Here is a 12,170-nt window from a genome sequence, read left to right on the forward strand (position 1 = left end):
GGCCGGTTCTCAAGCTAGTCCGGTCATCTTCCATTGCTGTTCGAGCACGCCGGGGCCGAACTCCTTCGACCCGCCAAGCGACTCTGCGAGGGCCTGGAAGTACGCCCCCTCTTCGAGAATCAGAATGTACTGCGAGACGTCGAGGATGTTTTTACCCCAGAATGTCGCGCCGCCGTTTGCCTCGAGAATCGCCGGAATGTTCGGATCGCGCCGGATCGTGTCGACGATGAAACGCGGTTCGCCCGGCCGCCGGTCGATATAGACCGGAATTTCGCGGGCCTTCGTATGACGCTGAGCCGGCGCATACAGAATCGGCAACGGACGATGCGCACTAGCCCACGCCCCGAGATACGGACCATGCACGTGAATGACCACGTCGACTTCGGGCGCTTCCTGGAACACGCCTGCATAGCGCGGACCATGGCCCGACGCTTTCGGATCGCCGTGGATCACCTTGCCGTCGAACGACACCACGACCGCCTGAACCTCCTGCGATTGCGCCCACGGCGTGGGCGCCGACACGGCTACGACGAGGTCCGTGCCCGGCACACGCTGATAGGCCTGGAAGGTGTTGGTGGCAGACAAGGTGCGGGTTTCCTTGAGGACACGCGCGGCTTGCGCGAACTCGCGCCGGATGCGTTCGACGAAGGCGACCAGTTCGCCGCTTTCCAGCGTTTGTGTGACTGACATGATGGGTCCTTGGACAAGTGAGGGATCGATGCGAGCGGTAGTTAGCAGCAAGCGTGCCAATCCACGCATCTCGCACGGTCTCATATGCAGCAGCCTTTTCGCCGCGCACCGCACATGACGCCCTGTGCCCGACCGAAGTCATTGTGCTGCTGGACCAACAGCGCATCATCAACGGCTGTTGCGCACGATGCAAACGGGACCCACGCACCGCTCGCGCCGCATCGTTGCAGGTCGATGTCAGGCGGGTTCCAACGTCCACGAGCAACGATGGTTCAGAACTTGCGTTGAAAGCCGCCCGGGTCCACTGAGTTCACGCCAGTGGGCTTCGTGTGGCCCGCACTCCTCTCACCATCGTTCAAGGCATCAGCATGAAAGCAAAAAATATTCGAGCGCGGATTACACGCGCATCGGCTCGTGTCAAACCCGGCAGATGGTTTGCCGCGCCATTAGCGGCCTTGCTGGTTTCAAGTCTGGTTTTCGCCGCAGGCGCAAGAGCACCGGCCCCCGATCCGCTGCAAGGCGACGGCCGCGTGTCCGCGTTCTATACGTGGGAGAACGAGATTCCCGCGCAGCCAGGCGAGTTGCTCCGCTCGGAACAACTGCCGCCCACGCTCGGCCTCGCCAATGCCGGTCAGCAATTGCGACTGCTATACAGTTCAACGGATGGCGTCGGCGGTAAAACACCGATTGCCGTATCAGGCGCGCTGTTCCTGCCCAAAGGCCAGCCGCCGCAGGGAGGATGGCCGATCGTCGCGTGGGGGCACGGCACCTTCGGTATGGCGGATATCTGCGCGCCCTCGTGGTTCGGACGCTCGTATCGCGACGTACGCTATCTGAATGCGTGGCTTCAGCAAGGCTTCGCGGTTGTGGCAGCCGACTATCAAGGGCTCGGCACGCCTGGGCCCAATCCGCAACTGAACAATCGCTCGAATAGCTACACGATGCTCGACAGCGTGCGGGCGGTGTTGCACAGCGTGCCCGGACTCGCCAATCAGGTGGTGCTGGTCGGGCAATCACAGGGTGGCTCCGCGGTATTCGCCGCGGCCGGCTACGCGAGCACGTACGCGCCTGAACTGAATATTCGCGGCACGGTCGCAACCGGTGTGATTTACAACGCACCGAAGCAAACCCTTGCAACGCTTACCCCGTTCAAGACGGCTTATAAGCGTGACCCCAATCGGATCGATGCAACGCTCGCGTACCAGTTCTATTCCGTGCTGTCGGCGCAACAGATCGACCCTGCGTTGAAGGCTTCCGACATCCTCACCGATTCGGCACTGCCCATTCTCGAACAGTCGCGCATCAGTTGCCTCGCGTCGCTCGAAGACGACGCCGCGCTCGCCGGGTTGAGCACCGCGAACACCGTGAAACCAGGCGCCAACGCACGCTTACAGGCATGGTGGGACGACTATCTGAAGTTTCCGACCCTGAAGATCAAGTCGCCGGTGTTCATCGGGATCGGTGCGGACGACGGTCTCGCGCCGCTGGAACTCTCGCTGGCAAAAGACGCCTGCGCGGCAGGCACCACGGTCGAGGCGCATCTGTATGCAGGCCGCGAACATAACGGCACGGTCAACACGTCGCTGGAGGATTCGCTACCTTTCGTCAGGAAGGTGCTGGCAGGCCAGCCTGTGACGCCGGTGTGCTCGCCAGTCGAGCAGCAGCCACAGTCCTGATACGGCGCCGCGCATCTTCGGCACGACTTGCGGCGACCCATTGACGGTCACAAAAAACCGCTTGCGCGTCACCTTCAATGTGTGCAACATACATATATGCACATTGCACACATTGAGGCATCCCTATGACGCAGCGCACGGAAAATCTGCTTGGCGTGCTCGCCCTGCTGGTCACGGACGAGATGAACGCGCAGCCTACCGAGCCGGCACTGGCGGGTTCCACGGCCCGCGCCATGCTCAACGCGATCGGTCAGTATCCCGATTCATCCATTGAAGTGCTGCGTGAAGCGGTCGATCTTTCGCATCCGGCCGCGGTGCGTGCAGTCGCCGGTCTGGTGGAGGCAGCGTTCGTCGAAAAGAAAACGGGTGCGGATAAGCGTTCCGTCGCGCTTGCTTTGACGGCGTCCGGCAAGCGCGAAGTCAAACGTCTGCAATCGGCACGCGACCGGATACTCCAACGCATCGTCGGGCAGTTGGACGAGCGTGAGCGCGAGGTGTTCGAAAACCTGCTGATCAAGATCCTGTGGCACGAGACCCGCGATCCCGCACACGCCATGCAACTATGCCGCCTCTGCGACGACGGCCCCTGCCTGAAAGCCGGCTGCCCCGTCGAATGCCGCGAACAGGGTCTGCCGATGCCCGCGCAGAGCTGTCGATGAGTGCCGCCGCGCCGGTACGCTGGCCGGCGATCGCGGCGCTGACCGCGGTCTCAGCGCTCTCGCAGATCGGTCAGTTCGGCATCGGCTTCATGGTGCTGCCGGTGTGGCTGGCCCATCAGGGCCTCGACGCACCGCGCGCCGGCCTGTTCTCCGCTTCGCAATGGACTGGCATGCTCGCCGGCCTGCTGATCGCGCCGTGGCTGGTGGAGCGTATCGGGGCAAAGCGCACGGTGTCACTGGGTCTCGCCGCCACGGTGCTTGCGTTCGCCACGATGAGCTCGCTGAGCTGGCCGTTATGGCTCGTACCCGGCCTGTTGACCGGCTTCGGTATCGGCTTGCGCTGGATCGCCAATGAAACGTGGCTCTACCGGCTGGTGCCGGCTGAATCGAGTGGACGTGTAGTCGGCGTGCACGAAGCGCTAATTGCCAGCGCAGGCGTCATTGGCCCGGCATTGGCGGTGTGGTGCGCGGTCGACGGACGCATCACGTTCGCGGCCGGCGCGGCCTTCACCTTCGCGGCGGCCCTGCCGCTGTGGCTAACCGCATCGGACGATGCGCGGCCGGCTGCCGGCGCAGCCCGGTCCGCGCGAAGCAGCAGGGCTGGAAAACATAGCGTTGCAAAACGCGTCCCGATTGGCCCCCTGGTCAGTCTCGGCATGGTGGTCGTCGCCGCGGGCGGCATCGGCGATGGCGCGCTCTATGGCCTCTTCCCGCTCTTTGCCGATGCTCACGGCCTCAGCACCACGCAAACGGCCACGCTCCTCACGCTGTTCGGTATCGGCGGCATGGCGCTGCAATTTCCGGTCGGCTGGTTCGCCGATCGCGCGGGTCTGGCTGCCACGGTGATCGTCTGCGCCGCGCTCAGCACGCTGGCGATCTTCGGTTTCGCGCTCGCCGCGCCCGCCTCATGGCTCGCGGACGCGAGCGCATTGCTGCTCGGCGGCATGAACAGCGCGTACATCACGCTCGGCATGGTTGCCGCGGCCTGCAGCGACAAAGCCGCGCTCACGCGCAACATGCGGCTGGTGTCGATCACCTTCACCGTCAGTTCGATCGTGGGGCCGCTTATCGCCGGTTTCGCCATGAAAGCGCGCGGCAGCGATATGCTGATGTGGCAACTGGCGATCATGAGTGGCACACTCGTCGCCTATACGCTCGGCTTGCGCGAAGGCAGGCGTCAACCCGATCGATCGTCGTCGATGGGCTGAGCCTGCACTGCGCCGGTTCCGTTTCAAACCTCTTCAGTTCAACTGAAGTGCCTAACGTTCAGTTGCCTGTTCAACCACGTGTTCAGCCACTTTCCGCTGCCGCCAAAGACACAACAGATCGCAGGCAATATGCGCGGCGGCGATCGCCGTGATCTCGCTCTGGTCGTAAGCGGGCGCCACTTCCACCACATCCGCGCCCACCAGATTCAACGCGCCGAGCCCGCGCACAATGGCCAACCCCTGTGCCGACGACAAACCGCCCGCCACCGGCGTACCCGTGCCTGGCGCGAAGGCCGGATCGAGACAGTCGATATCGAAGGTCAGATACGCGGGCCGCTCGCCGACAATCGACGTGATCCGCTCCACCGCCGCGCGCGTGCCGTGTTCGTGGACCCACGCGGCGTCGAGGATATTGATCCCCATGAAGTCGTCGTTCCATGTGCGAATGCCGACCTGCACCGAGGTCTTCGGATCGATCAGGCCGTCTTTCACCGCCTTGTAGAACATCGAGCCGTGATTCAGGCTGTCCGGGCTGTCGTCGGCCCAGGTATCGCAGTGAGCGTCGAAATGGATCAATGAAAGCGGCTTGCCGTACTTCTCCGCATGCGCGATCAGCAGCGGATAAGTAATGTAGTGATCGCCGCCGAGCGTCAGCATCTTTGCGTTCGAACGCAGGATCGTCCGCGCATGCTCGACGATCGATTCCTTGATCGTCATGGGATTGTGCGCGTCGAACCAGCAATCGCCGTAATCCGTCACGGCGAGATCGTCGAACGGATTGAAACCCCACGGATACGGATGCAATTCCGACAACTGTACGCTCGCCGCGCGCACGGCCGCCGGACCGAGACGCGCGCCCGAGCGGAACGTGGTAGCCAGATCGAGCGGCACGCCGGAGACCACGACGTCGACGCCGTCGAGTTCGCGAGTGTACTTGCGGCGCATGAACGACAACACACCCGCATAGGTGTTCTCGATCGACGAGCCATAAAGCGACGCACGACGGATCGCACCGTCGCCGTAGATGAGTTCAGTCATGGATGACCTGATACCTGATAAACATGCCGGCGTTGCACACGGGGCTTCCTGGTGATGCGTGCAACGTCCGGCCCCGGATTCATTGGGAACGCGGCGACTGCATTCCTGCAAGCCGCCGCGCTGGCTTGCGAATCCTTTAGCGCAGCCGAACGAGCGTGGACTTCAGCTCGGTGTACTTCTCCAGCGCGTGCAACGACTTGTCGCGTCCGTTGCCCGATTGCTTGTAGCCGCCGAACGGGAAGTTCATATCCCCACCTTCGTCATAGCAGTTGACCCATACCGTGCCGGCACGCAGCTTGCGCGACACTTCATGCGCGGTGGTGAGGTTCGAGGTCCACAATGCGGCGGCAAGACCATACTCGCTATCGTTAGCGATCCTGATCGCCTCTTCGACCGTGTCGAACGTGATCACCGACAACACCGGCCCGAAGATTTCCTCGCGCGCAACTTTGGCCCCGGCAGCCGGAATCTCGAAGATGGTCGGCTCGATATAGTAACCGCCGGTCTCCTGCCTGACCCGCGATCCACCCAGCAACAGCTTTGCTTCGGCACGGCCCGCTTCGATATAGCCGAGCACGCGTTCGAGCTGCACGTTGTCGACGATCGCGCCCATCGAGGTTTGCGGATCGAGCGGGTTGCCCGGTGTATAGCTACGCGCGGCGGCGATCAGCTTGTCGAGGAACACCTCCTTGATGTCGCGATGGACGAGCAGGCGGGAACCGGCGGTGCACATTTCGCCCATGTTGTAGAAGATCGCACCGGCCGCCGCATTCGCCGCCCGATCGAGATCGGGGCAGTCGGGCATCACGATGTTCGGCGACTTGCCGCCGAGTTCGAGCCAGACGCGCTTCAGATTCGACTGACCGGCGTACTGCATGATCAGCTTGCCGACGTTGGTCGAACCGGTGAAGGCGAGACAGTCGACGTCCTGATGCAGCGCCAGCAGCTTGCCAGGCTCGCCCGCGCCCGGCACCACGTTGAACACACCGGCGGGAATACCGGCGTCCAGCGCGAGCTGGGCGAGGCGAATCGCGGTGAGCGGCGATTTCTCCGAAGGCTTGAGCACGACGCTGTTGCCCGCGGCGAGCGCCGGGCCGAACTTCCAGGAAGCCATCAAGATCGGAAAATTCCACGGCACCACCGCGGCAACCACGCCGATCGGCTCGCGTGTGACGAGACCCACCAGGTGATGATCGGCCGGCGCGACTTCGCCGCCGACCTTGTCGATCGCTTCGGCAAACCACTCGACGCAGTACGCCGCACCTGGCACATCCACCGTGGTCGTGTCGGCAATCGGCTTGCCTGCGTCCAGCGTTTCGAGCAGCGCGAGTTCGTCCATGTGTTCGCGGATCGACGCCGCCCAGCGCAACAGAATCGCCTTGCGCTTGCGTGGATTGAGGTCCGACCAGACGCCCGCGTCAAACGCGCGGCGCGCGGCCGCCACGGCGGCGTCGACATCCGCCGCGCCACTGTCGGCGACTTTGGCAAGCAGCCTGCCGTCGATCGGACTCAGGCAGTCGAACGTACGGCCGCCCGCAGCAGCACGGTATTCGCCGTCGATAAACGCACGGCCTTCAATAGAAAGCGTAGCGGCTTTGTCTTGCCAGAAGGCGAGAGATTTCTTGTCCATCAGGATGCCTCAATGTTATGCGCTCGACGCACGCCGGCATCGACCTCAGGCGGCTTGGAACTGCGTCGCGGCGCGTTGGCGCGGAGTCTTTAGAACGTGGGCGGCGAGTTGGCCGACACGATCTCGCAGAGATGCTCCGCGCTGGGATTGCGAAAACGATGCGGCAGGCGGCTTTCGAAGTAATAGCTGTCACCAGGGTCGAGCAGCCACGTGACGCCGTCCACCGTCAGTTCGATCTGACCGCTGACCACCACTCCGCCCTCGTGCCCCTCGTGCTCCAGCATTTCCGGCCCCGTGTCGGACAGCGGCTGATAGACCTCGCGCAGAATGCCCATGTTGCGGTCTTTCACACTGGAGCCCGCGAGATAGAACTCGATCGACTCATTGCCGAGATTCGGCATGTCGGCGCGCCGCGATACAACCGAACGCTCCGCCTCGACTTCAAAGGTGAAGAACTCGGCGAGACTCATCGGTATGCATTCGAGCAGTTTCTTCAACGACCCGACCGACGGACTCACGCGGTTCTGTTCAATCAGCGAAATCGTGCCATTGGTCACCCCCGCCCGTTTTGCCAGTTCACGCTGAGACAGGCCATTCTTCTTACGGATGTATTGCAGACGGGTTGCTACTTCAATAGACATCGCTGAATTCTCTGACATGGAAGACGATCGGAACCCGTGGACTCGGGCAACAGTTGCCCGCGAGTGTTGAATATTCTAATCACTTTAATCTTCGCGCCGCTGGGGAAAACCCCTGAAAGGCTTCCGAAATATAGTAGCCGCAACGAATGTTCCCATGCCTGGGTATTCTTATGACACCCCCGGGAAAGCCCTGATAAATCTTTTATAAAAATGATTTGACGGCATTATTGGCTCGTATACGATGGTTCACAGGCGGTCGTCATGCCGGTGTCACGAGATACGAGAATGTGTTTTGTGGCGCAGCGAAGCAGTTTCGCAACCGGTAGCTCCGACCATCCCAGCGTCCTGTTTCTTTAAACGCCCCGAGCGTTTTTGAGCAAGTCGTTCAATAGACATTAGAGTGTAATCGTGAGAGTCCGAGGCCCTTTGGTGAGATGGAATCGAAGTCAGGCGAGTTGTCCTCGCGCTGACGGCGCCATCGCCGACGGCAGCAACGGCAGCCTTGCGTTCCGCCGCTTCCTGTCCGTCTTCACAATCCTGTCCCGTCGTTCAGTACGACGTCACAACTCCATCTCCGCGCGTGCCTTCATTGCTGTGCGCACGGACGAAGTCGCCTCGCTGCTGCCGTAGCGCCTCCCCCTTTTTCGCCGTTCGATTCATCCGTTTGCGTGAACGCGCTCTATCGAGCCGTGCGTTCGTGCCTGTGCGGTGCTGTCTGCCGCCTGTGCATTTCACGCGGATCAGAGACGTTGCGCGCCGCAGCGGAGCGAATCGAACGGCCAGCCTGATTACCACGCGCGGCGCGTTCAGTTGGCGAAAGCCGCCCGCACTACCCCGGTGGCCTGACGCCTCGCGTCCGGCTGCGGAATCGTGCCGCGCTGTGTTTAACGTTGTTCATGCCGCGTTCCGCGGGGAACACACACGTCTATCAGTTATGCGAAACAAACCCCTGGTCGGCATCAGCGCCGACAGAACGATGATGGGAGTTCACCCATCGCACGTCACCGGCGAAAAGTACATCGCCGCGATCGTGGACGGCTCACAGGCGCTGGCCATGCTGGTGCCGGCGCTCGGCGAGCGTCAGTCCACCGCGGACGTACTGGACGCTGTCGACGGGCTGCTGTTCACCGGCAGCTATTCGAATGTCGAGCCGCACCGCTACGGCGGCCATCCCAGCGCGCCGGGCACGTTGCACGACGCCGCACGCGATGCGACGACGCTGCCGCTGCTGCGCGCGGCGATCGCCGCGGGTGTGCCGGTACTGGCGGTATGCCGGGGCTTCCAGGAAATGAACGTGGTGTTCGGCGGGACGTTGCATCAAAGCGTTCACGCGGTGGCCGGCTTGAACGACCATCGTGAGAACAAGGAAGACGACCTCGACGTGCAATACGCACCGTCGCATTCGATCACGCTGACGCAGGGCGGCTTGTTGCAGCGCCTCGCGGGCGGCACGAGTGAAGCGCGTGTGAATTCATTGCACGGTCAGGGCGTCGAGCGGCTGGGCGTGGGATTGGTGGCCGAAGCCACCGCCCCTGATGGATTGATCGAAGCGGTGAGTGTGAAAGATGCGCGTGCCTTCGCGCTGGGTGTGCAGTGGCACCCGGAATGGAAGCATGCCAACGACGCGCTTTCCACCGCGATCTTCCGCGCCTTCGGCGATGCCTGCCGCGATCGAATGCGCACCAAGGCCGGCTATGGCGCGGCATCCGCCGCTGCCACGCATGCCTGAGCCGGTCGCGCACCAAAACTGAGAGAATAACCATGCATGAAATCGACGACTTCCTGAAACAGAACCGCGTCACCGAAATCGAAGCGATCATTCCGGATATGGCCGGGATCGCACGCGGCAAGATCATTCCGCGCAGCAAGTTCGAATCCGGCGAGTCCATGCGCTTGCCGCAGGCGGTGATGATCCAGACCGTCACGGGGGACTATCCGGAAGACGGCACGCTCACCGGCGTCACCGACCCGGACATGGTATGCGTGCCCGACCCCAGCACTATCCGCATGATTCCGTGGGCCGTCGATCCGACCGCCCAGGTGATCCACGACTGCGTTCATTTCGACGGCACGCCGGTCGCCATCTCGCCGCGCCGGGTACTGCGCCGTGTGCTCGAACTCTATAAGGCCAAAGGCTGGAAGCCGGTTATCGCGCCCGAACTCGAGTTCTACCTGGTCGACATGAACAAGGACCCGGATCTGCCGCTGCAACCGCCGATCGGCCGTACCGGCCGTCCGGAGACCGGACGCCAGGCGTATTCGATCGAAGCGGTCAACGAATTCGATCCGCTCTTCGAAGACATCTACGAGTACTGCGAAGTGCAGGAACTGGAAGTCGATACGCTGATTCACGAAGTCGGCGCCGCGCAGATGGAAATCAACTTCATGCACGGCGATCCGCTGAAACTCGCCGACAGCGTGTTCCTGTTCAAGCGCACGGTGCGTGAAGCCGCGCTGCGCCACAAGATGTACGCGACCTTCATGGCCAAGCCGATGGAAGGCGAACCGGGCTCGGCCATGCACATGCACCAGAGCCTCGTAGACGAAGAAACCGGCCACAACCTGTTCACCGGTCCGGACGGCAAGCCCACCTCGTTGTTTACGAGCTATATCGCGGGTCTGCAGAAATACACCCCGGCGCTGATGCCGATCTTCGCGCCGTACATCAACTCGTACCGCCGCCTGTCGCGCTTCATGGCCGCGCCCATCAATGTGGCATGGGGTTACGACAACCGCACCGTGGGTTTCCGGATTCCGCATTCGGGGCCGGCCGCGCGCCGCATCGAAAACCGCATTCCTGGCGTGGACTGCAATCCGTATCTGGCGATTGCCGCAACGCTGGCCGCCGGCTATCTCGGCATGACGCAAAAGCTCGAGGCCACCGAACCGTTGCTCAGCGACGGTTACGAGCTGCCGTACCAGTTGCCGCGCAACCTCGAAGAGGGTCTGACGTTGATGGGCGCCTGCGAACCGATCGCCGAAGTGCTGGGTGAAAAATTCGTCAAGGCCTACCTGGCACTGAAAGAAACCGAATACGAAGCGTTCTTCCGCGTGATCAGTTCGTGGGAACGCCGACATTTGCTGTTGCACGTTTAAGACGTCAGCCGCAAACGCATAAAAACCTGGAGGCAGTATGAGCTACAGAACAGAAGAAGTCGCTTACGTGCAACCCGCGGCGCTCCCCGCCGCGAATGCGCAAGCCGCGCAACGCAGCACCGCTGAATACCGCGCGCTCGACGCGGCCCATCACATCCATCCGTTTTCGGATATGGGTTCGCTCAATCGCGCCGGCAGCCGCGTGATCGTCAAGGCGCAAGGCGTGTACCTGTGGGATTCGGAAGGCAACAAGATCATCGACGGCATGGCCGGGTTGTGGTGCGTGAACGTCGGTTATGGCCGCAAGGAACTGGCCGACGCCGCGTACCGGCAAATGCAGGAACTGCCCTTCTACAACACCTTCTTCAAGACGACGCACCCGCCGGTCATCGAACTCTCGGCCTTGCTCGCGGAGCTGACGCCGGAACCGTTCAATCACTTCTTCTATTGCAACAGCGGTTCGGAAGGCAACGACACCGTGCTGCGCATCGTTCACCAATACTGGGCAACGCAAGGCAAGCAGTCGAAGAAGGTCGTCATTTCACGCAAGAACGGTTATCACGGTTCGACGATCGCCGGCGGCACGCTGGGCGGCATGGGTTATATGCATGAACAGATGCCCTCGAAAGTCGAGAACATCGTTCATATCGACCAGCCGTATTTCTTCGGCGAAGCAGAAGGCAATCTGACGCCGGAAGAATTCGCGCTGGCCCGTGCGCAACAACTCGAAGCGAAGATTCTCGAAATCGGCGCGGACAAAGTAGCCGCCTTTATCGGTGAGCCTTTCCAGGGAGCCGGCGGCGTGATCTTCCCGGCCTCGACGTACTGGCCGGAAATCCAGCGCATCTGCCGCAAGTACGACATCCTGCTGGTCGCCGACGAAGTCATCGGCGGCTTCGGCCGCACCGGCGAATGGTTCGCGCATCAGCACTTCGGCTTCGAGCCGGATCTGATCACGCTGGCCAAGGGCCTGACGAGCGGCTATGTACCGATGGGCGCGGTCGGTCTGCATGATCGCGTGGCCAAGGCGATCATCGAGCACGGCGACTTCAATCACGGCCTCACCTACTCCGGCCATCCGGTGGCCGCCGCCGTGGCACTCGCCAATCTGAAACTGCTGCGCGACGAGAAAATCGTCGAACGCGTCAAGACCGACACGGGTCCGTACTTCCAGAAGAAGCTGCGCGACACCTTCGCCAATCACCCGATCGTTGGCGAAATCTCCGGCGCGGGTCTGGTGGCCGGCCTGCAACTCGCGGCAGACCCGAAAACGCGCAAGCGTTTCGCCAATGGCGGTGACGTCGGCACGATCTGCCGCGACTTCTGCTTCAACGGCAACCTCATCATGCGCGCTACCGGCGACCGGATGCTGCTGTCGCCGCCGCTCGTGATCAATAAGCTGGAAATCGACGAGATCGTTTCGAAGGCCAAAAAAGCCATCGACGCGACCGCACAACAACTCGGAATTTCGTAACGGCAGTTCGTTCCGGCATGCGCGCACCCACGATACACGCTCATGCCGGTTCTTCACA

Annotated in this window: 11 protein-coding genes; 7 read left to right on the top strand and 4 right to left on the bottom strand. The window is 62.1% G+C overall.

The genetic code is table 11. The features are described 5' to 3' along the window. Nucleotides 1-9: 9 nt before the first annotated feature. Nucleotides 10-690: a class II aldolase/adducin family protein gene (locus AC57B6_RS06020; protein ID WP_028194825.1), complete on the bottom strand. Its 681-nt coding sequence runs from the start codon at nucleotides 688-690 to the stop codon at nucleotides 10-12. A 368-nt stretch (nucleotides 691-1,058) separates the two neighbouring features. On the opposite strand from AC57B6_RS06020, the gene AC57B6_RS06025 reads away from it, so the two are divergent. From AC57B6_RS06025 to AC57B6_RS06035, 3 genes are all read left to right on the top strand, one after another. Next, on the top strand, nucleotides 1,059-2,366 hold the full coding sequence (locus AC57B6_RS06025) for an alpha/beta fold hydrolase (RefSeq protein WP_496420840.1): 1,308 nt from the start codon (nucleotides 1,059-1,061) through the stop codon (nucleotides 2,364-2,366). A gap of 125 nt (nucleotides 2,367-2,491) precedes the next feature. Continuing rightward, a complete protein-coding gene (locus tag AC57B6_RS06030; protein WP_046572778.1) occupies nucleotides 2,492-3,025 on the top strand; it encodes a MarR family winged helix-turn-helix transcriptional regulator in 534 nt (177 codons plus the stop codon). Then, the gene (locus tag AC57B6_RS06035) at nucleotides 3,022-4,233 is read left to right on the top strand and encodes an MFS transporter (protein WP_496420841.1); all 1,212 of its coding nucleotides are present in this window, start codon (nucleotides 3,022-3,024) and stop codon (nucleotides 4,231-4,233) included. Before AC57B6_RS06030 ends, AC57B6_RS06035 begins: the two co-directional genes overlap by 4 nt. 51 nt (nucleotides 4,234-4,284) lie before the next feature. Here the strand turns inward: AC57B6_RS06035 and speB are convergent, their stop codons facing one another. The 3 genes from speB to AC57B6_RS06050 form a co-directional block, all read right to left on the bottom strand. After that, nucleotides 4,285-5,271 carry an agmatinase gene (gene speB / locus AC57B6_RS06040; RefSeq protein ID WP_028194829.1) on the bottom strand — a complete coding sequence of 329 codons (987 nt, stop codon included), beginning with the start codon at nucleotides 5,269-5,271 and terminating at the stop codon, nucleotides 4,285-4,287. 136 nt (nucleotides 5,272-5,407) lie between these two features. Next, on the bottom strand, nucleotides 5,408-6,901 hold the full coding sequence (locus tag AC57B6_RS06045) for an aldehyde dehydrogenase (protein WP_496420842.1): 1,494 nt from the start codon (nucleotides 6,899-6,901) through the stop codon (nucleotides 5,408-5,410). An 89-nt stretch (nucleotides 6,902-6,990) separates the two neighbouring features. Beyond that, a complete protein-coding gene (locus AC57B6_RS06050) occupies nucleotides 6,991-7,542 on the bottom strand; it encodes a cupin domain-containing protein (protein ID WP_028194831.1) in 552 nt (183 codons plus the stop codon). Nucleotides 7,543-7,950: 408 nt separating this feature from the next. Between AC57B6_RS06050 and AC57B6_RS06055 the strand changes: the two genes are divergently transcribed. From AC57B6_RS06055 to AC57B6_RS06070, 4 genes are all read left to right on the top strand, one after another. Next, nucleotides 7,951-8,172, top strand: a complete 222-nt coding sequence (locus tag AC57B6_RS06055; protein WP_171983793.1) for a hypothetical protein — start codon at nucleotides 7,951-7,953, stop codon at nucleotides 8,170-8,172. Nucleotides 8,173-8,476: 304 nt separating this feature from the next. Then, a complete protein-coding gene (locus tag AC57B6_RS06060) occupies nucleotides 8,477-9,271 on the top strand; it encodes a gamma-glutamyl-gamma-aminobutyrate hydrolase family protein (protein ID WP_030100322.1) in 795 nt (264 codons plus the stop codon). Between the two features lie 32 nt (nucleotides 9,272-9,303). Further along, nucleotides 9,304-10,638: a glutamine synthetase family protein gene (locus AC57B6_RS06065; protein WP_028194833.1), complete on the top strand. Its 1,335-nt coding sequence runs from the start codon at nucleotides 9,304-9,306 to the stop codon at nucleotides 10,636-10,638. Nucleotides 10,639-10,675: 37 nt separating this feature from the next. Continuing rightward, nucleotides 10,676-12,112 carry an aspartate aminotransferase family protein gene (locus tag AC57B6_RS06070; RefSeq protein ID WP_496420843.1) on the top strand — a complete coding sequence of 479 codons (1,437 nt, stop codon included), beginning with the start codon at nucleotides 10,676-10,678 and terminating at the stop codon, nucleotides 12,110-12,112. The last annotated feature ends 58 nt before the right edge of the window (nucleotides 12,113-12,170 follow it).

Source organism: Paraburkholderia sp. BGA-UO-ETr-F12, from assembly GCF_059567945.1.